The sequence below is a fragment of the Mesorhizobium sp. M1399 genome (assembly GCF_040317735.1).
Taxonomy (GTDB): domain Bacteria; phylum Pseudomonadota; class Alphaproteobacteria; order Rhizobiales; family Rhizobiaceae; genus Mesorhizobium.
In genome coordinates this window covers 417,322-438,235 of the sequence record NZ_JAMYKZ010000001.1, presented here as the reverse complement: position 1 = coordinate 438,235, position 20,914 = coordinate 417,322, and the positions used below count along the sequence as shown (strand labels likewise).

25 protein-coding genes and 2 pseudogenes are annotated in these 20,914 nt (G+C 63.0%); 9 read left to right on the top strand and 18 right to left on the bottom strand.

The window, feature by feature from the left end; translation table 11 throughout:
• Positions 1 to 43: 43 nt before the first annotated feature.
• The gene (locus tag NKH05_RS02135) at positions 44 to 253 is read right to left on the bottom strand and encodes a hypothetical protein (protein ID WP_352484072.1); all 210 of its coding nucleotides are present in this window, start codon (positions 251 to 253) and stop codon (positions 44 to 46) included.
• 97 nt (positions 254 to 350) lie between these two features.
• Between NKH05_RS02135 and NKH05_RS02130 the strand changes: the two genes are divergently transcribed.
• On the top strand, positions 351 to 1,265 hold the full coding sequence (locus NKH05_RS02130; protein ID WP_353024975.1) for a LysR substrate-binding domain-containing protein: 915 nt from the start codon (positions 351 to 353) through the stop codon (positions 1,263 to 1,265).
• Here NKH05_RS02130 and NKH05_RS02125 read toward each other — a convergent pair.
• From NKH05_RS02125 to NKH05_RS02115, 3 genes and pseudogenes are all read right to left on the bottom strand, one after another.
• A pseudogene (locus NKH05_RS02125) lies at positions 1,262 to 1,893 on the bottom strand (IS5 family transposase). The gene NKH05_RS02130 and the pseudogene NKH05_RS02125 overlap by 4 nt on opposite strands.
• A 190-nt stretch (positions 1,894 to 2,083) precedes the next feature.
• Positions 2,084 to 2,926, bottom strand: a complete 843-nt coding sequence (locus NKH05_RS02120; protein WP_352548684.1) for an SDR family oxidoreductase — start codon at positions 2,924 to 2,926, stop codon at positions 2,084 to 2,086.
• Between the two features lie 102 nt (positions 2,927 to 3,028).
• Positions 3,029 to 3,412, bottom strand: coding sequence for a DUF1330 domain-containing protein (locus NKH05_RS02115; RefSeq protein WP_352484075.1), 384 nt, complete (start codon positions 3,410 to 3,412; stop codon positions 3,029 to 3,031).
• 152 nt (positions 3,413 to 3,564) lie between these two features.
• Between NKH05_RS02115 and NKH05_RS02110 the strand changes: the two genes are divergently transcribed.
• The 3 genes from NKH05_RS02110 (at position 3,565) to NKH05_RS02100 (ending at position 6,337) form a co-directional block, all read left to right on the top strand.
• Positions 3,565 to 4,455, top strand: coding sequence for a LysR family transcriptional regulator (locus NKH05_RS02110; protein ID WP_352484076.1), 891 nt, complete (start codon positions 3,565 to 3,567; stop codon positions 4,453 to 4,455).
• A 211-nt stretch (positions 4,456 to 4,666) separates the two neighbouring features.
• On the top strand, positions 4,667 to 5,923 hold the full coding sequence (locus NKH05_RS02105; RefSeq protein WP_352484077.1) for an aminopeptidase: 1,257 nt from the start codon (positions 4,667 to 4,669) through the stop codon (positions 5,921 to 5,923).
• A 57-nt stretch (positions 5,924 to 5,980) separates the two neighbouring features.
• The gene (locus tag NKH05_RS02100; protein ID WP_353024972.1) at positions 5,981 to 6,337 is read left to right on the top strand and encodes a DUF488 domain-containing protein; all 357 of its coding nucleotides are present in this window, start codon (positions 5,981 to 5,983) and stop codon (positions 6,335 to 6,337) included.
• Between the two features lie 200 nt (positions 6,338 to 6,537).
• On the opposite strand, the gene NKH05_RS02095 is transcribed toward NKH05_RS02100, so the two are convergent.
• Positions 6,538 to 6,891 (bottom strand): ArsC family reductase, encoded by a 354-nt coding sequence (locus tag NKH05_RS02095; protein ID WP_023716840.1) that lies wholly within the window; start codon positions 6,889 to 6,891, stop codon positions 6,538 to 6,540.
• Positions 6,892 to 7,065: 174 nt separating this feature from the next.
• Between NKH05_RS02095 and NKH05_RS02090 the strand changes: the two genes are divergently transcribed.
• A complete protein-coding gene (locus tag NKH05_RS02090) occupies positions 7,066 to 7,416 on the top strand; it encodes an ArsR/SmtB family transcription factor (RefSeq protein ID WP_353024970.1) in 351 nt (116 codons plus the stop codon).
• Positions 7,417 to 7,418: 2 nt separating this feature from the next.
• Positions 7,419 to 7,898, top strand: a complete 480-nt coding sequence (locus tag NKH05_RS02085; RefSeq protein WP_023716838.1) for an SRPBCC family protein — start codon at positions 7,419 to 7,421, stop codon at positions 7,896 to 7,898.
• Between the two features lie 17 nt (positions 7,899 to 7,915).
• On the opposite strand, the gene NKH05_RS02080 is transcribed toward NKH05_RS02085, so the two are convergent.
• The 7 genes from NKH05_RS02080 to NKH05_RS02050 all read right to left on the bottom strand — a co-directional run bounded on the left by NKH05_RS02080 (position 7,916) and on the right by NKH05_RS02050 (position 14,610).
• Positions 7,916 to 8,512 carry a 2'-5' RNA ligase family protein gene (locus NKH05_RS02080; RefSeq protein WP_353024969.1) on the bottom strand — a complete coding sequence of 199 codons (597 nt, stop codon included), beginning with the start codon at positions 8,510 to 8,512 and terminating at the stop codon, positions 7,916 to 7,918.
• A gap of 169 nt (positions 8,513 to 8,681) precedes the next feature.
• On the bottom strand, positions 8,682 to 9,767 hold the full coding sequence (locus tag NKH05_RS02075; protein WP_023716836.1) for an ABC transporter ATP-binding protein: 1,086 nt from the start codon (positions 9,765 to 9,767) through the stop codon (positions 8,682 to 8,684).
• Positions 9,757 to 10,365 carry a cupin domain-containing protein gene (locus tag NKH05_RS02070; protein ID WP_023716835.1) on the bottom strand — a complete coding sequence of 203 codons (609 nt, stop codon included), beginning with the start codon at positions 10,363 to 10,365 and terminating at the stop codon, positions 9,757 to 9,759. The genes NKH05_RS02075 and NKH05_RS02070 overlap by 11 nt, the downstream gene beginning before the upstream one ends.
• A 59-nt stretch (positions 10,366 to 10,424) precedes the next feature.
• The gene (locus tag NKH05_RS02065) at positions 10,425 to 11,495 is read right to left on the bottom strand and encodes an ABC transporter substrate-binding protein (protein ID WP_353024968.1); all 1,071 of its coding nucleotides are present in this window, start codon (positions 11,493 to 11,495) and stop codon (positions 10,425 to 10,427) included.
• Positions 11,480 to 12,358: an ABC transporter permease gene (locus NKH05_RS02060; RefSeq protein ID WP_353024967.1), complete on the bottom strand. Its 879-nt coding sequence runs from the start codon at positions 12,356 to 12,358 to the stop codon at positions 11,480 to 11,482. The genes NKH05_RS02065 and NKH05_RS02060 overlap by 16 nt, the downstream gene beginning before the upstream one ends.
• Positions 12,355 to 13,242 carry an ABC transporter permease gene (locus tag NKH05_RS02055; protein ID WP_353024966.1) on the bottom strand — a complete coding sequence of 296 codons (888 nt, stop codon included), beginning with the start codon at positions 13,240 to 13,242 and terminating at the stop codon, positions 12,355 to 12,357. Before NKH05_RS02055 ends, NKH05_RS02060 begins: the two co-directional genes overlap by 4 nt.
• A gap of 84 nt (positions 13,243 to 13,326) precedes the next feature.
• Positions 13,327 to 14,610, bottom strand: a complete 1,284-nt coding sequence (locus NKH05_RS02050) for an NAD(P)/FAD-dependent oxidoreductase (protein ID WP_502913232.1) — start codon at positions 14,608 to 14,610, stop codon at positions 13,327 to 13,329.
• On the opposite strand from NKH05_RS02050, the gene NKH05_RS02045 reads away from it, so the two are divergent.
• Positions 14,495 to 14,839 (top strand): hypothetical protein, encoded by a 345-nt coding sequence (locus tag NKH05_RS02045; RefSeq protein WP_353024963.1) that lies wholly within the window; start codon positions 14,495 to 14,497, stop codon positions 14,837 to 14,839. The two genes, NKH05_RS02050 and NKH05_RS02045, sit on opposite strands and share 116 nt — an antisense overlap.
• Positions 14,836 to 15,993, top strand: coding sequence for a fumarylacetoacetate hydrolase family protein (locus NKH05_RS02040; RefSeq protein ID WP_023716830.1), 1,158 nt, complete (start codon positions 14,836 to 14,838; stop codon positions 15,991 to 15,993). Before NKH05_RS02045 ends, NKH05_RS02040 begins: the two co-directional genes overlap by 4 nt.
• A gap of 45 nt (positions 15,994 to 16,038) precedes the next feature.
• Here NKH05_RS02040 and NKH05_RS02035 read toward each other — a convergent pair whose 3' ends face one another.
• Together NKH05_RS02035 and NKH05_RS02030 are read right to left on the bottom strand one after the other, a co-directional pair.
• Positions 16,039 to 16,473 (bottom strand): substrate-binding domain-containing protein, encoded by a 435-nt coding sequence (locus NKH05_RS02035; protein ID WP_352494013.1) that lies wholly within the window; start codon positions 16,471 to 16,473, stop codon positions 16,039 to 16,041.
• An 85-nt stretch (positions 16,474 to 16,558) separates the two neighbouring features.
• Positions 16,559 to 17,095, bottom strand: a pseudogene (locus NKH05_RS02030) (LacI family DNA-binding transcriptional regulator); the annotation flags it as partial.
• On the opposite strand from NKH05_RS02030, the gene NKH05_RS02025 reads away from it, so the two are divergent.
• A complete protein-coding gene (locus tag NKH05_RS02025; protein ID WP_352494032.1) occupies positions 17,094 to 17,387 on the top strand; it encodes an AMP-binding enzyme in 294 nt (97 codons plus the stop codon). The pseudogene NKH05_RS02030 and the gene NKH05_RS02025 sit on opposite strands and share 2 nt — an antisense overlap.
• A gap of 6 nt (positions 17,388 to 17,393) precedes the next feature.
• On the opposite strand, the gene NKH05_RS02020 is transcribed toward NKH05_RS02025, so the two are convergent.
• The 4 genes from NKH05_RS02020 to NKH05_RS02005 all read right to left on the bottom strand — a co-directional run bounded on the left by NKH05_RS02020 (position 17,394) and on the right by NKH05_RS02005 (position 20,691).
• On the bottom strand, positions 17,394 to 18,602 hold the full coding sequence (locus tag NKH05_RS02020; protein ID WP_352484086.1) for a CaiB/BaiF CoA transferase family protein: 1,209 nt from the start codon (positions 18,600 to 18,602) through the stop codon (positions 17,394 to 17,396).
• Positions 18,602 to 19,093: a MaoC family dehydratase gene (locus NKH05_RS02015; protein ID WP_023716825.1), complete on the bottom strand. Its 492-nt coding sequence runs from the start codon at positions 19,091 to 19,093 to the stop codon at positions 18,602 to 18,604. Before NKH05_RS02015 ends, NKH05_RS02020 begins: the two co-directional genes overlap by 1 nt.
• A gap of 1 nt (position 19,094) precedes the next feature.
• Complete coding sequence (locus NKH05_RS02010) at positions 19,095 to 19,331, bottom strand: biotin/lipoyl-containing protein (protein WP_023716824.1); 237 nt, start codon at positions 19,329 to 19,331, stop codon at positions 19,095 to 19,097.
• A gap of 172 nt (positions 19,332 to 19,503) precedes the next feature.
• A complete protein-coding gene (locus tag NKH05_RS02005) occupies positions 19,504 to 20,691 on the bottom strand; it encodes an ABC transporter ATP-binding protein (protein WP_352484087.1) in 1,188 nt (395 codons plus the stop codon).
• Between the last annotated feature and the right edge of the window lie 223 nt (positions 20,692 to 20,914).

The window sequence follows — 20,914 nt, the reverse complement described above, 5'->3', positions numbered from 1 at the left end:
CCGCGTCGGCGGCTGGCTCACCTGAGTGCTTCGTTCAGGAGACTCAGTCGCAGCAGGTCCTTGTCGAGGCCGTCTCATAATGAGTGCGACGCGCGGTCAGCCTGAACGGCATGTCGGCGAGTTCGCGCTCCGACATGGTATCGAGGAGCGGATGCGCCAACGGATCGGTCACCCGATTGATGGCCTGGCTGTCATGCCGGTGTGGCTGCATTCCAATCGGAGAAAAGGCGCCGAGCCATGATAAAATCTTCATCGGATTTGCCTCCTCACTCTGAGTAACCCACCTAGAATCCGGCATTCGGCAGCGCTTGGCAATTGAGATTTCAGCCGTACGAGTTTAGAGAAACTGTATGGCTATGCTGAACCGTGTCCATCTCAACGGCCTGCGCGCCGTCGACGCCGTCGCCCGCCTGGGCTCGCTTGCAGCGGCGGCCGGCGAGCTCAACGTCTCGGTCAGCGCCGTCAGCCAGCAGATCAACCGGACCGAAAAGCAGCTCGGCCGGACGCTGTTCGAACGAACGCCAGCTGGCCTCGTGGCGACCGAATTCGGTGCCATCTTCACAACGCGGCTCAGCGCAGGCTTTCGCGAACTTGCGCAGGCGATGGCGCTTGCCGATGAAAGCTCGGAGTGCACGCTGGTGGTTTCGGTAGCGCCGGCCTTCGCCTCGAAATGGCTGCTGCCGCGGCTGTCACGGCATTTTGCCCGGCATCCGAACGTGCTCCTGCGGATCGATGCCTCGGTGCGGCTTGCCGATCTCGATCGTTCGGACATCGACGTCGCCATCCGGCTCGGCGACGGCAAATGGCCGGGCGGGCGGGCCGAATTGCTGCTGGCGCAGGAGGTGTTTCCGGTCTGTGCACCGGCGATCGCCAGCAAGCTGAAATCGATCGAGGACCTTGCTTTGACCTGTGCGATCACCGACGAAAGGTCGATGATCAGCTGGGAGAGCTGGTTCGAAGCGGCCGGCGTGGAGCCGGTCACCTTCATGCAGGGCGCGCGCTTCACCGATCCGATGCTGTGCCTGGAATCGGCGATTGCCGGTCACGGTGTCATGCTCGGCTGGCAGTTGCTGGCCGCCGACGCGCTGGCCGATGGCCGGCTCGTCGCGCCGTTCGGCGCGAGGGCGCAGAGCGGGCTTGGCTATTGGCTGGTGACCTCGGCCAGCAAGAGCGAAAGCCGTAAGGTCAGGGATTTCAAGATCTGGGTGCGCGAAGAGATCGAGGCGACGATGGCGCAGTTCAGATCGCTCGAGAGGGCCAGCTAGGACGTAGACTCATTACCGCGTAGCCAGATGCGGATTGCGACGAGTTTGAGCGCGGTAAGATAGTTCTCAGCCAGCTTGTCGTAGCGGGTTGCGATGCGGCGGAATTGCTTCGCTTTGTTGAAGAAGCGCTCAACTAAGTTGCGGGCCTTATACAAGAAGGGGCTGAAGCAGATCGGGTCCTTGCGGTTGGCCTTGGGCGGGATGTTGGCCCATGCTTTTCGCTCGCTGACCGCATTGCGCAAGGCGTCGGCATCATAGCCCTTGTCGGCGAGTAGCATGGCACCCTCCGGCAAATCCGTGATCAGGTCCGCGGCCGAGGTAATGTCACTCATCTGACCTGCCGTGAGCATCAGTTTGATCGGCATGCCTTTGGCGTCGACAAGAGCATGGATTTTGGTTGTCAGCCCGCCTCGGGAACGACCGAGACAATGATCTCGATCCCCCTTTTTTGCCGTCGCGCCCTGCTGATGGACGCGAACAATAGAGGTGTCGATCATCTGCACCTTGCCGTCATGGACTTTGGTGATAGCACGCGCCGATCATCGACACGCGGCACACCTCGTGGCCTTTTGGGCAAAAGTGGCTTGATCACGTGCCATTCGAAGTCGGTCAGGTCATATCGGCTCATGCAGAGTCTGGAATCAGATTCCTCTGCAATAGGAAAGCCGCCAGTCGACAATCGACCTCTTAGCGGACGTATTTGATCAATTCACAGGTGGTCTTGGGAGTGCCGCAGCCACGAAGTCTTGACCTCGGAATTGCAGTGCCAATGGTGTTCAGTTACCAGCACGGCAAGTCCGGACGTTCCGCAGGGGTCGTTAGTTGCGGCCGTTGTCGTCGATGGCGAGGGAACTCGACAGCTCGCGATAGGTATCGATCTGCTGCTGCAGAATGGCAATCTTCTGCTCTGCCGTGGCAATGGCATCGGCACCGGCAAGGAAACGGTGGGGCAGCACGTCCCCAGCCGCGAGCGTGATCAGGGCGCGCGCAAGCTTGGCGGGGTCACCTCCTTGCTTGCCGTTTTGAGAACGCCAGAAAGCGATCTGCGCCGTCCGCCGCTCATGGTAGTCCTCGACGGAAGGCGCGGCATAGTTGGTCGACTCTTCCGTGAGAAGCTCGGTGCGGAAGAAGCCGGGGTTCACGATCATCGTCTCGATGCCGAACGGCACGACTTCGGTCTGCAGCGCCTCCATCCAGCCGTCGAGGCCGAACTTCGAGGCTGAATAGGCCGAGCAGAACTCGAAACCCATCAGCCCGGCCGTCGAGGAGATCGAAATGACCCTGCCGGACCGCTGGTTGCGCATCGCTGGCAGAAAGGCCCGCGTCACCTTCATGGGACCGACGAGGCTGGTGCTGAGCTGCAGTTGCATCTGTTCGGCGGTCAACTCTTCGAAGTACCCGGCAAAGAAACTCGCCGCATTGTTGACCAGCACGTCGATGCGGCCAAACCGGTCAAGCGTTGCCTGGGCAGCGGCTTCGGCGTCGGCCGCGCTCGTCACGTCCAGCTTGACGATAAGGAGGTTCTCGGACTTTCCGACGGCCCTTGCGACCTTTTCCGTGTTGCGGCCGGTTGCCACCACCTTGTGGCCCGCCGCCAACGCGGCCTTGGCGATATCCAGACCGAGGCCCCGGCCTGCGCCGGTGATGAACCAAACACTCATATTGGGCTCCTGTTGTCTAGGCCGCAGCTCGGCCTCGAATTCGGACGGATGGCCAGCATGGGCTGACGTCCCATGCTGGTACCCATCCGCTAGCGGACTGCATCACTGCGGAAGGCCGGCGCCTTCGGTGATGATGCGAAATCCTTCGGTCGACTTGGTAAAAAACTGCCGGGCCGCCGTGTATCCCGGCGAGTTGTAGTAGCGCTTGGCGTCAGCAAGGCTCGGGAACTCGGCGATGGCGATCACCGATCTCGAGCTTCCTTCGATGGCAGTGACATTAGGATTGTAGACGATCACGCGGCCGCCATACTGGGTGACGAGCGGCGAGGCGGCTTCGATGTACTGCTGAAACACCGCCTGATCCTTGATGTCATAGCTGCCGATCATGTAGGCGCGGGGGACGGCGCCCGTCGCTTCCTGAGCAAAGGCGGCCGGGCTCACGATCATGGTGAGAGCGGTGAGCGCGCCCACGATTACCTTCTTCATTTTGTTCTCCTTCAGTGGGCCAGTTGGACGGTAGGCATTGCGCGGAGAGTTGCTCCGGTTGACCGTCTGGCCTTGATGTCAGGAAGTTAGCTCCTTTAGCGGCATGCAATTAGATGGTATAATTTGCATGAGCTTAGAAGGGGGATTGATGAATGCGTCGCGACAGCCTGGATGACTTCCTGACCTTCATCGCCGTCGCCCGCGAGCGCAGCTTCACCAAGGCGGCCGCCATGCTCGGCGTGTCGCAGTCGGCTCTGAGCTATTCGATCCGGACGATGGAAGAGCGCCTCGGCGTTAGGCTGCTGACCCGCACGACCCGCAGCGTCTCGCTAACCGAAGCGGGGGATCGCCTGTTTCGAAGCATCGCTCCCAAGTTAGATGAGATCGCAAGCGAGATTGCCGCCCTCAGCGCCCTGCGCGACAAGCCGGCCGGCACAGTCCGGATCACCACGGTGGAGCATGCCGGCGAGACCATCATCTGGCCCGCCATGGTCGGGCTCATGCGCGACTATCCCGACATCAGGGTCGAGATTATCCACGACTACGGCTTGGCAGACATTGCGGCCGATCGCTTCGATGCGGGTGTACGGCTTGGCGAACAGGTGGACAAGGACATGATCTCGGCGCGCGTTGGGCCAGACTTCCGCATGGCGGTTGTGGTAGCGCCTTCATACTTCGCAAGCCGCTCCCGTCCGGTCACGCCTGAAGACCTTGCCGATCATGCGTGCATACCCCTGCGACTGCCCACAGGCGGCTGTGCACCGTGGGAGTTTCGCAAGGAGGGGCGGGAGTTGAAGGTGCGCGTTCAAGGACACGCCGCGTTCAACACCCTCGCGATGATCTGTCAGGCCAGCCTTGAAGGATTCGGGCTCGCCTATCTGCCCGAGGATCTGGTGACCTACCCACTCGAACAGGGTCGCCTGGTGCGTGTTCTTGAGGACTGGTGCCCCCTTCGGCCGGGATATCACCTGTATTATCCAAGCCGGCGCCAACACTCGCCGGCTTTCGCACTCGTGCTGGAAACGCTGCGCTACCGCGACTGAGTGCGGTTGAAATAAGGGTCGTCAGACCTCGACGACCATGGCACCTATCCAAGCCGCCCAGTACAGGAAGTCCGGAGCGTCCGTTTCCCACCGATCCCAGTCTTCCCCAATTTATGAGTTCACGGCCTAGGGCTGCCGGCGTCATCAGAGTGGAAAGGTCGGTAGCGCCGGTCTATGTAAGACACAGTCCCCAATCACGGCAGGCAGGATCATGACCACACATTCGCGCGGCGTTTCCGCAAGCATCGACCCGGTGAAGCTCGACAGGCTGGCGGAGGTCGCCGTCAAGGTCGGGCTGCAATTGCAGCCGGGGCAGGATCTGGTGCTGACCTCGTCTATCGCCGCGCTGCCTCTGACGCGGCGGATCGTCGAGCACGCCTACAAGGCAGGTGCGGGCCTGGTGACGCCGATCTTCAACGATGACGAGATCACGCTGGCGCGCTTCCGCTACGGCGCCGACGCCGGCTTCGACCGCGCCGCCGGCTGGCTCTTTGAAGGCATGGCAAAAGCCTTCGCCAATAATGCGGCGAGGCTTGCCGTGCGCGGCGAGGATCCGTCGCTGCTTTCTTCTCAGGACCCGGCAAAGGTGGCGCGTGCCAACAAGGCGAATTCGATGGCTTACCAGCCGGCGCTGGAGAAGATCACCGGCTTCGATATCAACTGGAACATCGTCGCCTATCCCGATCAGGCCTGGGCCAAGCAGGTTTTCCCGGACGACGCCGAAGACGTCGCCGTGGCCAAGCTAGCCGACGCCATCTTTGCGGCCTCGCGGGTGGACGTCGAAGACCCGATCGGCAACTGGACGGCGCACAATGCGGCGTTGAAGAGCCGCACCGAATGGCTGAACGGCCACAATTTCCACGCACTGCATTTCACCGGCCCCGGCACCGACCTGACCGTCGGACTGGCCGAAGGCCACGAGTGGATGGGTGGTGCCTCGACCGCCAAGAACGGCATCACCTGCAACCCCAACATCCCGACCGAAGAGGTTTTCACCACGCCGCATGCAAGGCGCGTCGAGGGTCATGTCACCAGCACCAAGCCGCTGTCCTACCAGGGCACGCTGATCGACGGCATTGCGGTGCGTTTCGAGGCGGGGCGCATTGTCGAGGCCAAGGCCACGAAGGGCGAGGATGTGCTGCAAAAGGTGCTGGACACCGACGAAGGCTCGCGCCGTCTCGGCGAGGTGGCGCTGGTGCCGCATTCCTCGCCGATCGCCAAGAGCGGGCTGCTGTTTTTCAACACGCTGTTCGACGAGAACGCCGCCTGCCACATTGCGCTCGGCCAGTGCTACTCGAAGTGCTTCGTCGACGGCGCCTCGCTCAGCCAGGACGAGATCGCGGCGCGCGGCGGCAACAAGAGTTTCATCCACATCGACTGGATGATCGGCTCCGACAAGATCGACATAGACGGCATCCACAAGGACGGCAGCCGCGTGCCGGTGATGCGCAAGGGCGAGTGGGTTTAGGCCCGGGATCGCTAAGCGAAGGCCAGCAAGCATCGGCGCCTGCTGGCCCATGCGGAGTTGGCAATGGAGCTCGCGGTCAAGCGCATCTATGAGCCGCCGGCGCCCGATGACGGGCAGCGGGTGCTCGTCGATCGCATATGGCCGCGCGGCATCGCCAACCAGGACGCGGCGCTGACGGCCTGGCTAAAGGACATCGCGCCAAGCGACGCGTTGCGCAAATGGTTCGGCCATGAGCCGGCGCGCTGGGCGGAGTTCCAGCGGCGATACCGCGATGAGCTTGAACGGAACGGCGAGGCGGTGGCGGAACTGCGCGCCTTGCTCCGTGAAGGCAAGGTGACGCTGCTCTACGGCGCCCATGACGAGGCGCACAACAATGCGGTGGCACTGGCTAGCTATTTGCGTGAGAACAATTAGTCACGCCGGCGGGACAGCACCCCTCTCTGTCCTGCCGGACATCTCCCCCTCGTGGGCCCCCAAGGGGGGAGATTGGCAGCTTCGCCGAAAGCGCCCTTCTTTGGAGACTAGCGAACGCCGAAGTGACATCCAATCACCCCACTAGAGTGGGAGATGTCCGGCAGGACAGAGGGGGCGCGACGGATCGCGGCGGGTCGGTCCTATTTCCCACTCACCGCCTGCTGATAAACATCAGGCTTGAAGCCAACGAGAACCCTGTCGCCAAGTTCCAGCACCGGTCGCTTTATCATCGTCGGTTTGGCCAGCATCAGCGCCTTGGCCTTGTTCTCGTCCAGACCCAGTCTGTCCTCCTCCGACAGTTCGCGAAACGTCGTGCTCGCCTTGTTGAGCAGGATTTCCCAGCCGACCTTGCCTGACCAGCCGTTCAGCCGATCCGCGTCAAGCCCGTCTGCCCTGTAATCGTGAAAGCGATAGGCAACATCATGGCTCGCCAGCCAGGAACGCGCCTTCTTGACCGTATCGCAATTGGTGATGCCGTACATGGTGATCGTCAAAACGCTTCCTCGGATCGGTCGAATCTGATGGCACCCTAAAACCGTGCCTCTCACTTTTCCAGCTGCCTTGCCAGGCATCCGTGATTTTTGCGCTTGCCAATAGTAAGGAATTTTCCTAACTATTTTCCCGAGCTAATTTTGGTCACGCGGAATGGCCGAGGCAAGGAAATGACCATGACGAGCCTGCAGACCGAAAGCCCCCCACCGATCGACGGCATTTTCCGTGCGCTCGCCGATCCGACCCGGCGGCGCGTGGTCGAGCGGCTGAACCGAAGCCCCGCCTCGGTCAGCGAGCTTGCCCAGCCGTACGAGATGGCCCTGCCATCCTTCATCGAGCATCTCAGGGTTTTGGAAGGCTGCGGGCTGGTGCGTTCGGAGAAGGCCGGCCGCGTCAGGACCTACCGGCTTGCGCCGGAGCCGCTGAAGCTCGCGGAAAGCTGGCTGGCCGAGCAGCGTGAGCTGTGGGAGCGCCGTCTCGACCAGTTCGACGACTACGTGCTGAAACTCAAGGAGACAGACAGATGAATATGGTCGCGTTTTTTCAACCCGATCCGAAGCTCGACCTCGTGCTCGAACGGACGATCGAGGCGCCACGAGAACTGCTGTGGACGGCCTTGACGAAGCCCGAGCATGTCCGCCAATGGTTCACGCCGAAGCCGTGGATCATCACCGATTGCGAGATCGACCTGCGGCCCGGCGGTCTGTTCCGCACCCGCATGCAGTCGCCCGACGGCAAGGAGGTCAACGACAGGCGTTGCTGCTACCTCGAGATCGTCCAGAACGAGCGGCTGGTGTGGACCGATGCGCTGCTGCCCGGCTACCGGCCGTCAGGCGACCCATTCATCACAGCCGTCATATCGCTGCAATCGCAGGGCGAGGCGACGCGCTACACCGCGACCGCTATCCACCGCGACGAAGCCACGCGCAACAGCCACGAGGAGATGGGCTTTTACGACGGCTGGGGCACGGTGGCGGATCAGTTGGCGGGCTACGTCAAGACGATCTGAGGGGACCCTGGCTTGGCTCACATTGCGGCCACGGAATCGTCGTGGCCGTTCAACCGCCAGCGCCCGAGCTCTTCGTACCGGCCTTGCCGGATCAGACTGCGGATGAGCACAAAGTCACGTACGGTCCAGCTGATGGGTTCGATCGCCCGTTCTCGAACCCTTTGAACCCGCAATTTGTCACGAAGCAATGTAACATGAGGTTCAAAGGAGCTCCCCACAAAGGGCTTCAGCGGGCTGTCGGCGATCAGGGCGGTAAGATTGCGCCAGAACGCTTGCAGCGGCGGGACGCCGTCGCTGCCACGCAGCACCAACGCACCGCCGCCGAAAGCCGACAACCGATCGAACGACACCTCAAACGGTTTCGCCTGGACCATCGAGGCGACGTGGCGGGCGATTTTGACCAATTCCTCCGGCAGTCCATCATAGTCGCCGAGCCCAATAAGCGAGATGTGCAGGCGTTCCGCCGGAAACACTTGCCCTCGCAATCCCGATTCTCGCCGCCAGACGGCGGCCCGGCGTGCAAGCGGCACGGCGATCGTACTTTCAAGAAGAATGGCGAAGAACAGCCGGTCATTCCAGCGCCGATCCAGCTCCTGCCAAGCAGAATAGAACAAAAAGGGAACAAATCAAACGAAAATGATACGAGCGCCGGTACTGGCAGCACCAACGCTCGCAACCACATTTCGGTCGGCCGTATGTTGATGGCTCAGGCGCCGTCGCCGATGATGCCCTTGATCTCGAGGAAATCGTGGATCGCCCGGTCGGCGTATTCGCGGCCGTTGCCTAGCTGGACAGCATAGGGCAGTTGGCGCCACGGCGCAGGCTGATATGCGCCACGTCGCCGACGCTGAATTGAAAACCCTCCGCCCGGCGCGGCGCGTCGATCACCACCTGTGTCCCCTGCCCCAGCTCCGCATGAAGGCGCAAGGTGCGGCCGTGGAAGACGATGCTGTTCACCCGCACCGGTACAGTGCCGGCCGCCGCTTCGGTCGTCGCCAAAAAATCCTCTGGACGCACGCCGATGGTGCGCACCGTGCCCTCGCCAGGCAGTTCGCCCGTCTCCGAAACCGCTTCCAGCGGCAGGGCGCCGGCGGCGAACCGCAAGCGCTCGCCGTCACGGCCGACGAAGCGCGACTGCAGAAGGTTCATCGTGCCGATGAAGCTGGCAACGAATTTGGTGGCGGGCCGGTCGTAGAGGGTCGCCGGCGGCGCAATCTGCTCGATGCGGCCTTTGTTCATGACGACGATGCGATCAGAGATCGACAGCGCCTCGGTCTGGTCGTGCGTGACCATGACGAAAGTGGTGCCGAGGCGCGACTGCAGTCGCTTCAATTCGACCTGCATCTGTTCGCGCAGATGCGCATCGAGCGCCGACAACGGCTCGTCGAGCAGCAGCACGCGCGGTTCGCAGACGATGGCGCGGGCAAGCGCGACGCGCTGGCGCTGGCCACCCGACAATTCGGACACGCGGGCGCCGAGCTTTTCAGCAAGGCCGACCATGTCGAGCGCTGCGCCGACGCGCTTTGCCTGTTCGGCACCGGAGAGCTTGCGCAGCGACAAGCCGAAGCCGACATTTTCGGCGACGTTCATGTGCGGGAACAGCGCGTAGTCCTGGAATACGGTATTGACCGGACGGTCGAAGGGCCTGAGCGCACTGATGTCGCGGCCTTCGAGCAGAACCTTGCCGCTCGACGGGCTTTCGAAGCCGGCGATGACCCGCAGGCTGGTGGTCTTGCCGCAGCCGGATGGTCCGAGCAGGGTCAGGAACTCGCCGCGCGAAATATCGAGATCGACGGCATCGAGCCCGACGATGCTGCCGGGGAATATCTTGGAGACCTTGTCCAGCCGGACGAGTGGATCAGGTGCCATCGCGAACCTCGGACGGCTTGGTCGTGTTGACCCACAGGATCTGGCAGCGCTCGCTGCCCGGATTGCGGAAAGCATGCAGCAAGGTGCTCTTGAAGGCGAAGCTGTCGCCGGCCTTCAGGCCGTATCTGGTCGAATCGACCACCAGCTCGACCTCGCCCGAAAGGACGAACCCGAATTCATGGCCGGCATGGGCGTAGGCTTCGGCGGTGCCGCCACCGGCCTCCACCGTCACCAGCATGCCGGTCAGCGCAGCAGCCGGCGGCGACAGCAGCGACTTGGCGATGCCTTCCGACTTGACCGGGATCTGACGCCGGCTGTTGGCGCGCACACAATAAAGATCGTTGCCGGCGTCGTTGCCGTCGGCGATCAGCGCGGACGGCTCGATGTCGAGGGCGGCGGCGAGCGGCCAGATCACTCGGACCCGCAATGACGACATGCCGCGCTCGATCTGGCTCAGCGCTCCGATCGAGACGCCGGCTTTGGCTGCAAGTTCGGCCAGCGAGAGATTACGCTCCAGCCTGAGCGCCCGCACGCGCCGGCCGACCCTGACGTCGGCGTCGTCCTTCGGCTTCTCAGCCGCTTCGTCCAGCATGTCCATCCATTCGTCCTTTTTGCCAACGCTTTCCCTTCCCCTTGCGGGAGAAGGAAGAAGCAGGCTCAGCCGCCCGCCTTGACCTTCTCGAACATCTTGGCGAGTTCATCATTCTGTTTCATCGGCCCGGTGAAGATGGTGGTCTTCAACATCACTTCCGGATCGGACGGCAGCTGCAATTTCTCCAGCTCCTCCTTCGGCACGGCAGCGAAAGCCGAGCTGGTCGAGCTGCCATAGCCATAGGCCTGGATCAGGTATTTGCCCGAGTCCGTTTCCAGCCGGCTGTTGATGAAGTCATAGGCGAGGTCGACGTTCTTGGCGTCCTTGAGCATGACGAAACCGCAAGCCCAGGTAAGCATGCCTTCCTTCGGCTTCATGAACTCGACAGGCACGCCTTGCTTCTTCAGCGACGTGGCCGAGGCATTCCAGGTCATGGCGGCGACCAGCTGGCCGCTGGCCAGCGCCTGTTCGACCGATGTCATGTCTGTGGTGTAGTTTGAGAGCAGCGGGCGCTGCTCGCGCAGTTTCTCCGCAACCTTGTCCATCTGTTCCGCCGTCATGTCGAATGGATTGACGCCGGCAAGAAGGGCCGCCACCACCGGAGTGTCGTGGACGGCATCGATGGTCGCCATGCGCCCGGCATATTGCTTGTCCCAGAGCAGGTTCCAGCTCGCTTCCGGGTTCTTCACCAGATCGGTGCGGTAGAGAATCGAGGTGTTGCCCCAGTCCCACGGCACCATCCAGACCTTGCCGTCGCCGGCCTGCAGGTCGGGCAGGTTCTTGAAGACCGGGAAGATCGAATCCCAGTTCATGATGCGCTTGGTGTCGATCGGCTGCAGCAGGCCTTCCTTGTTCCAGCGCGCCACCTTGTCATAGCATGGGTGCGCGACATCGGGGCGGAAGCCGGCCTTGACCTTGGTGAAAGCGTCATCGTCGTCGCCGAACATCGAGGCTTCGACACCATCCGGGTGCGCGGCGAGGAAGCTCTTGTTGAAGTCGGGCAGCTCATAGCCCGACCAGGTGAAATATTGCAGCTTGTCGCCGGCAAAAGCGACAGTCGACGCAAGCGCCAGCGCGAAGGCGGCCAGTCCGGTTTTCGCTGTCTTTGTCGTTATCGATTTCAGGTCGAATGCCATTGCAGTTCTCCTCTTTCGGTTTCTTCTGGTTTTGACAGCCTGGCGGTCGCTGGCCGCTGAGCGGCGGCAAGCCCGCGATGGCGCAGGATTTCGGCGAGTGCGGCGGTGACGAAGGACACGGCCAAGATCGCCGTGCCCAGCGCCATGACGGTCGGCAGCGATTTCGGGAAGCGCAGCTGGCTCCAGATATAAAGCGGCAGCGTCGGCTCGGTACCGGCAAGGAAGAAGGCGACGATGAACTCGTCGAACGAGGTCAGGAAGGCCAGCATGAACGCCGAGATAATGGCGGGCAGGCTGAGTGGCAGCATCACCCGCCTGAAGGTCGTCCAGTCGGAGGCGCCGAGGTCGAGCGCTGCCTCACGGATGGTCTTCGGGATGGCGGCGAAGCGGCTGCGCATGACCACCACCGTCGCCGGCAGCGCCACCAATATGTGGCCGAGCACAATGGCAATGCGCGACGGCCCAAAGCCGGCGAGGTTGACCAGGATGAGCAGCGATATGCCGACGATGACGCCTGGGATCAGGATCGGCAGCCGCGCTATGGCACTGATGGTGGCGGCCAGCGGCGAGCGTCCGTAGAGGTCCATATAGGACACCGTGATGCCACAGAGCGTGGCGCCGGTGGCGGCAATGGCGCCGATGACGAGGCTGTTGGCGAGCGCACCGGACAGCGCCGAATTGCCTAACAGCGTGCCGTACCATTCAAGCGTAAAGCCTTGCAGGGGAAATGCCGCCTGGACGGAATTGTTGAAGGAAAACAGCGGGATCAGCAATATCGGCAGATACAGGAACACCAGATAGGCAAGGACGTAGGCTCCCAGCCAGCCGCCGCCCTGCCTTGCATCGATACGCGTCCCGTTCATGTGCGGCTGCCGTATCGGCGGTCGGCGAAGCGCACCACCAGCACCACGGCGAGAATGACCAGCATGACGGCGACGGCGAGTGCGGCGCCGAACGGCCAGTCATTGGCCTTGCCGAACTCGGCCTGGATAAGCGTGCCGATCATGGTGCTGGCCGGGCCGCCGACCAGCGCCGGCGTGACGTAGTCGCCGACCGTCGGCACAAAAACGACGAGGGCCGCGGCCAGCACGCCAGGCATCGAATTTGGCAGCACGATGCGGCGGAAGCTGGTGAACGGTTTTGCGCCGAGATCGGAAGCGGCTTCGAGCAGCGATTTCGGGATGGTGTCCAGCGCCACATAGATGGGCAGGATAGCGAACGGCGCATAAGCGTGGGCGAGCGTGACAACGACTGCTGTCGGCGTATTGAGGAAGGTCAATGTCGGCTCCGACCAGATGCCGCTTTCAATCAGCGCCGAGTTCAGCACGCCATTATAGGCAAGCACGATCTTCCAGGCGAAGACGCGCAGAAGATAGCTGGTCCAGAACGGCAGGGTCAGCAGGAACAGCAGCAGCCCACGCCGCCGCCCGGCATGGAAAGCCAGATAATAGGCGACGGGATAGGCGGTGACGACGGTTGCGAGCGTGACCAGGCCGGCGATGCCCAGCGAGCGCAGCGTCACCGTCCAGTACAGCGGATCGGTGGCCACAGTGACGAAATTCGCAAGGGTAAAACCAGCCCCCAGCAGCGAGCCGTCATTGCCGCGGAAGGCAAGGAACAACACCAAGCCAAGGGCGAAAAGGATCAGCAGAAAGGTGACCAGCCCGCCGGGCAGCAGCATAGCGAAACGGAAGCCTGGCGAAGACCGGGTTTCCGGCAGCGGCTGCGTTGCGGCAATGGTCGACATTGACTGTCCGTCGAAATTTGAAATCGACTAAGCTTTTTTCATATTGGTGAAACTGTCAAGCTGTTTCACGCTTGGGAATGAAAGTCAGCGTTCGAACGCGTCCAGCATCCGGTACCAGGCGATGGTCGCGGCAACGCCGACCTGCCGAAACGCGTGAAAAGGGATCGGCCGGATCGGCGATATCGGGAACGGCAATTGCCTGGTGTCGCCGCTCGACAGATAGGAGGCGATGCGCTCGCCAAGCGCGGTCATCAGGCCGATGCCGCGGCCCTGGCAGCCGACGACCGCCAGCAGACCCTTCTCTGGCTCGTGGATATGCGGGAGATGGTCCGGCGTCATTGCCGCCCGGCCGAACCACCGCTTTTCAATGGCAATGTCTGACAGCGCCGGATAAAGCCGCAGCAGCGCGCGTTCAAGATGCGCCCAGTCGGCCGGGCCGTTCGGCAAAGCCATGCGGCCGCGCCCGCCGAGCACCAGCCGGCCGTCGGCACTCTTGCGGTAATAGACGAGGATGCGGCGCGAATCCGAAACCGCCTGCCCTTCCGGCAGGATCGCCGCAGCGAGATTGGACGATAGCGGCGCTGTCGCGATCTGGAAGGAATGCAGCGGAACGATCGTCTCGGCGAGGCCGGGAAGCAGGCCGCCGGTATAGGCGTTGGTCGCCAGAACGACCGCCTTGGCCTTCAGTCCGGCGCCGCTTTCCGCCGAAACGTGCCAAATGCCAGCACCCTTGCTGATCTGCATCACGTTCTGGCGTTCGGCGATCTTCACGCCCGCCGCGGCAGCGACGCGCGCCAGTTCCGACGTGTAGGCGAGCGGATCGATGACACCGGCGCGGCGATCGAGCCAGCCGCCGAGATAGCCTTGCGCGCCGGTCATCGTCGCAATCTCCGTCGCGCTCAGCAGCCGGACATCGGCGCCGCGGGCGCGCCACTGCCGATCCCGGTTTGCCGCCGCTTTTAGCGCGGTCCCGGTATGCGCCGCCTGGATCCAGCCATTACGGACGAACGGCACCGCCAGTCCTTCGTCGCGGATCAATTCGAAGACGGTGTCAGCGGTCGAGGCGGCAAAGTTGACGAGCGCTTCGCCGCGCTCCAGACCAAAATGCTCCAGCAGCCAGTCCGGATCGTATTTCAGGCCGGGAATGACCTGACCGCCGTTCAGGCCGGATGCGCCATTACCGATTTCGCCGGCGTCCAGCACCTGGACGGCAAGACCGAGCCGGGCGGCGTGCAAGGCCGTCGACAGCCCCATGATGCCGCCGCCGACGATGACGACATCGACGCGTCGGCCGGCTGGAAAAAGCGACTGGAACGCGGTTGCTGTCCGCGGCTTTTGCCAGATTGGATCGGAAAACCGTAAGCGCAAGCGTCACCTGGAGATTTCAGTAAGTGAAAACCCTAGCGACGATTTCATTATTTTGAAAGAGCGTTTTCCATGGCCATTGGCGCACGTCAGGCTCGATCAAGGTCCAGCGATGCGAAGACCGCTGGAAAGAATTGACAAAGCTCATCCTGGAAGCGGGATAGACGTTTGGCGGGAATTTGTTGAAAGTGCCGCGGCCAAAGGACAAGACAACAGGAAACGCAAGTCATGACGAACGCCACACATTTGCCCGCCGAGGGCCTCTTCGTAGGCCGCGCCCGGACGAGCGATGCTTCCCATCCGCTGGTGGTCACGGTGCGCGACGGCACGGTCTTCGACATCACGTCAAATGTGGCACCGACCGTACGCGACATTTGCGAATTGCCGGATCCGGCAGGACACGTCCGCTCGGCCAAGGGGCGGCCGATCGGCCCGCTCGAAGCCATTGCCGCCAACAGTTTCGAGACAGCGCGCGATCCGGGAACGCCGTACCTGCTGTCCCCCGTCGACCTGCAGGCGATCAAGGCGTCTGGCGTTACCTTTGTCGTCAGCCTGCTCGAGCGCGTCATCGAGGAACAGGCGCGCGGCTCGGCGGAGAAGGCCGACGCCATTCGAGCCGACATCGCCGGGCTGATCGGCCACGATCTGTCGAAGCTCAAACCCGGCTCGCCGGAAGCGATGGAGATCAAGGCCAAGCTGATCGCGCGCGGCGCCTGGTCGCAATATCTGGAAGTCGGCATCGGGCCCGATGCCGAGATCTTCACCAAATGCCAGCCGATGGCCTCGGTCGGCTTCGGCGCCGATGTTGGCCTGCATCCGGTTTCGACATGGAACAATCCGGAGCCGGAGATCGCCATGATTGCCGCCAGCAGCGGCAGGATTGTCGGGGCGACGATCGGCAACGACGTCAATCTGCGCGACGTCGAGGGACGCTCGGCGCTCCTGCTCGGCAAAGCCAAGGACAACAACGCTTCGGCAGCACTTGGCCCCTTTATCCGGCTGTTCGACGAGACATTTTCCATCGGCGACGTGAAGAAGGCGGTCGTACGGCTGAAGGTCGAGGGCGAGGACGGGTTCTCGCTGGAGGGCGCCAGTTCGATGGCCGAGATCAGCCGTTCGCCGGAAGAGTTGGTCGCCGCCGCGATGGGGCCGCACCACCAGTACCCGGACGGGCTCGCGCTCTATCTCGGCACGATGTTCGTGCCGTCGAAGGATCGCGGCGAAAAAGGCAAGGGTTTTACCCACAAGGTCGGCGACATCGTCACCATCTCGTCGGAGAAGTTCGGCGCCTTGGTCAACCGCGTGCGGCTGTCACCCGACTGCCCGCACTGGACCTATGGCGCCAGCCATCTGATGCGCGACCTCGCCAGAGCCGACCTGATCTGAATAGAGAACGATCCAATTCGGCAGTAACCAGGCCGTGAACCGCCTCTATTTCGGGACGGGCAAGCAGGAGCCGCCGAGGATCAGATGGGTCGGAAAGGCGATGCGTTGCGCCGGCCGCTCGCTCTGGCGGCCGAGCCGCTCCAGCAGAAGCTGTGCTGCGGTGCGGCCGATCTCCTCGACGGCCCGGTCGATGAGCGTGATCGGGCCGGGATAAAGCAGCGCGACGTCCGACCTGTCGCAGCCGATCAGCGAGATATCGCCCGGGACCGAAACGCCTTGCTGCTGGATGGCGCGCAGCACGCCGACCAGAATGCGGTTGCCGGCGGCGATGATGGCGGTTGGACGCTCCTTCATCTGGAACAGGGCGGTGGCCTCGCGGAAACCGAAGTCCACCGAGAGGCTTTGCGAGCGGATCAGGTCCTGCGGCACCGGCAGGCCGCTGCGCTGGAACGCCTCGACGAAGCCGCGCACCCCGTTCACGGCCCGGCCTGATGTCGCTGCCGGCCGTGATGATGGCAATGCGACGGTGCCCGAGTTCGATCAGATAGCTTGTCGCCTGCCGTAACCCGGCGGCGTGCTCGGTCAGCACCGCGTCGATCTCGAGCGGAATGTCGCGATCGAGCAGTACTGATGGAATCCGCAACTCCTTCAAGCGCTTGATGGTGCGCGCATCCTGTTCGTTGTTGATGGTCATGATCATGCCGTCGGCCCGCCCATGCTGCAGCATGTCGATCGCCGCCGCCTCCTCGGTGGCGCGGCCGTTGGTGCTCATCAGGTAAAGCGAATAGCCGCGCTGGCGCATTTCCGCGTCCACCGCCTTGAAGCAACTGGCATGCCAGGGATTGGCAATGTCGTCGATGACGAAACCAACCGTCATGGTGTTTCGACGGCGCATGTTCTGGGCGCGCGAATCGGGCTGGAAGCCGAGCGACTGGATTGCCGCGCGTACCTTCCCCAACGTCTCCGGCCTGACAGTCTCAGGCGCGTTCAAGCTCCGCGAAACGGTTCCGACGGACACGCCGGAAACGCGCGCCACGTCGCGTATTGTCGCCGCCAGAATCCGGGTTTTCCATGTCGCGAAACTGAAAATCGAACGCGACATGATGAATGCTGGCGACTTCCGCGTCTCGCCGCTGGAAGTCGAGGCAGCGCTTGCGCCCTGCCCCGGCGTCGCCGAGATCGCCGTTGCCGAACACCGGGTGCGCGACGATGTCTCGGTCATCGCGGCCTATGTCGTGCGCAAGGCAGGCGTCAGCGTCAGCGCCGAAGATATCGTCGCCCTGGCGGGGCAAAGGCTCGCCGCCTACAAACGGCCGAAACAGGTGTTCTTCGTGCCGAGCCTGCCGCGCAGCGCCAACGGCAAATTGCTGCGCCGAAATCTCGCGCCGGACTGAAGTGGTTCAGGTCTTCTGCGTCGGCTTCTTTGCGGCTCCCCGACCCCCAGCGAAGCGGGCGAGCACCGCCTCGGTATCGGCGTCGAACGGACGGCCCTGATGACGCAGGCGGCCGGGTGTCTTCGACATGCCGGCAACGACATTCTGCATCACCACGCCGTCCACTTCGGCGATCATACCGCGGGCGCGGAAATGCTCGTCGTCAAAGATGTCCCTCATGTCGAGGACCTTGGCGATTGCCGCATCGACGCGGCGGAACTCGCGCAGCACCTCCTCGGATGGCCGGCCGGCGACCCAGGCGGCGACATAGGCCTCCAATGCCTCGCGGTTCTGGCTGCGGGCCTGGAAGCCGGCAAAGCGGGGATCGTCACCGTGACCGATCAAGGCCAGGACGCGGCGGGCGACGGAATCGGACGAGCTCGAAATCGCCACCCACACGCCATCGGCGCAACGATAGGTGCCGCGCGGGACGGTGTAGGGGATGCCGGAGCCGAGCCGCGGCTGCAGATAGCCGAGATGGGCATAGGCGGACGGTAACGGCCCCATGATCTGGAACATCGAGTTGAGCAGATTGACGTCGACTGTCTGGCCTTCGCCTGTCCGCTCGGCATGACGCAGCGCCGCCAGCGCCGCAAAGGCGCCGACAAGGGCGGTGACTTCGTCGGTCATGGCGATCGGCGGCAGCAGCGGCGGGCCCCCGGCCTCGCCGAGGAGCCCGGAAAACCCACTCATCGCCTCGGCAATCGTGGCGAAGCCCGGATGCATGGCATAGGGACCATCCTGGCCGAAACCGGTGATGCGCAGGATCACCAGCCTGGGATTGCGGCGCAGCAGTTCGTCCGGCGCAAAACCCAGCGCCTCGAGCTTGCCCGGCCGCATGTTCTCGATCAGTACGTTGGCGTCGAGCAGCAGCGACCAGAGATTTTCCTTGCCGGTATCGGTCTTGAGGTCGAGCGCAATGACCTGCTTGTTTCGGTTGACCAGTTTCCAGAAATAGGAATCCGTTTCCCCCGGACCGGTCCACCCCATGCGGCGGGTCGGATCGCCACCCGGCCCCTCGACCTTGATGACCTCCGCGCCGAAATCAGCAAGATAACGGCCGGCACCCGGCCCGGCTACGACGGTGGCCAGCTCGATGACGCGGACGCCGTCGAGCGGCCCCGACGCTTCGGCCTTCGGCACGGTCTTGGTCGCTGGCGGAGCCGGCTTGTCCATCACGCGTCCTTCCCGGGGCGCAGCGGCAGCAGGACCGAGCGCGTGAATGTGCAGACTTTGAGCCGGTCCTGGTTGAACCCATCCGTGCGAACGGTCAAAACCCCCTCGCCCTGCCTGGAGGCGGATGGACGCTGCGCCAGTATTTCGGTCTCGCCATAGAGCGTATCGCCATGGAACAACGGAGCGAGATGGCGCAGCTCGCTAAGGCCGAGATTGGCGACCGCGCGTCCGGAAATGTCGGGTACGCTCATGCCGAGAAGCAGCGAGTAGACATAGGTGCCGACGACGACATTGCGGCCTTGCGCCATTTCGGTCTCGGCGAAATGGCGGTCGATGTGGAGCGGGCTGGCCGCCATGGTCAGCAGGCAAAAGAGGTGGTCATCGGCCTCGGTAACGGTCTTGCCCGGCCAGTGCTTGAACACGTCGCCGATCTCGTAGTCGTCGAGATACGAGCCAAACCTTTCGTCGCGGGCCGAATGAACCCTCGGCATGTCAGACCTCGAGCACCAGGGTCGGGGCGCCGGTCCTCACGTCATCGCCGACAGCGATCAATATCTCGATGACGGTTCCGGCGAAGGGTGCGGGAACCTCGACCTGGGTTTTGTCGGTCTCCACCGTGAACAGGGTTTGCCCCTCGGTGATCTTGGCACCGATGCTGGCCTGGATTTCGCTGATGACGACTTCATCGACGGCATCGCCGACCTTGGGCATCTTGAGTGTGGAACGCATCGTCAGTTCTCCGTCTGCAAGGCGAGGGTTGAAGGAAGTCCGCCGGCTGGCAGCCAGGCTTCGCGGCGGATGGGCGCTTGAAAACACCCACTTCTTCGTTGCCAGACGACAAGACCCCCGCCAAGATCGAGCGCAAAGACTTCGGTGAAATTCGAGGCGGCACGCGTTCTCATCACAGCGCCTTGCCCGTGGTGCCGTCGAAGAGATGCGCGCGGCTACCATCGATGACGAGTTCCAGCATCGTGTCGCGGCGCGGCACCTTGTCGGCGCTGACGCGAAGCACGATCAGGCGGGCATCCCGGCGCACCAGCTCGGCCGGATCGGCGGGAGTGCCGATCGAATAATCATCAGCGGTGCGGATGACGACCTGGGGATTGGCTGGAGCCACCGCGATGAAGGATTCAGGTTCGAGCTGTTCGACCAGCTCGACACGGCCGGCCAGACAGCTTGCTGCCCCCCCGCTGGCCGAAGCTTCGCCTGCAGGCCGCCATGACAGGTGCTCCGGCCGGAGGCCGACCAGCAATGTTCTGCCGGCCGGGAGGTCGTGGGCATCCGACTTCGGTGTCACAACCAGCCGACCGTCGCCGATGGACACGACCATCTTGCCGCGCCCGGCATCGACTACAGTTGCCTCAAGGAAATTCATCGCCGGGCTGCCGATGAAACCGGCAACGAAAATGTTGGACGGCGCGTGATAGAGCGCGTGCGGCGTGTCGTACTGCTGCAGCGCGCCGCGCGAAAAGACGGCGACGCGGCTGCCGAGCGTCATCGCTTCGACCTGGTCGTGGGTGACATGGATTGTGGTGACGCCGAGCCGCACATGCAGGCGGCTGAGCTCGGCGCGTAGCTGGACGCGCAATTTCGCGTCAAGATTGGAGAGCGGCTCGTCGAGCAAAAAGGCCTCCGGATCGCGCACAATGGCGCGGCCCATGGCGACACGCTGCCGCTGGCCGCCGGAGAGCTCGCGCGGCTTACGGTCAAGCAGATCGGCGAGGTCGAGAATTCGCGCCGCTTCGCTGACGCGGCGGTCGATCTCGGCCTTGGCAAATTTACGCAACTGCAGCGCGAAGGCGATGTTCTCGCGCACCGTCATTTGCGGATAGAGCGCATAGTTCTGGAAGACCATGGCAATGTCGCGATCGCGCGGCGACACCTCGTTCATCACCTTGCCATTGATGCTGATCTTGCCGGTGGTGATGGATTCCAGCCCAGCGATCATGCGCAACAATGTCGACTTGCCGCAGCCGGACGGGCCGACGAAGACGACGAACTCGCCGTCCTCGACCTCAAGGTCGACGCCATGGACCGCCGAAACGGCGCCATAGAGCTTGCCGACCTTCTGCAGGCTGATCGATCCCATCAACACCCTTCCCTGCGCAACGGCCTGCAAGCAGCCAGGCGCGGGCGATGCAGGAGCGCATTTCGCACCGTTGGCGACTGCCGACAAAAGCGGTCCCGCACCAGAAATTGTGGCGCGAGACTAGGCAATTCGAGAATCTATGTCAATCGTTTGACCAGACCAGATCAATCGGTTGACCAAACCGCCTCGCGGGGCTATGGTTGCTCCGCTTTCCCGGGTCGGC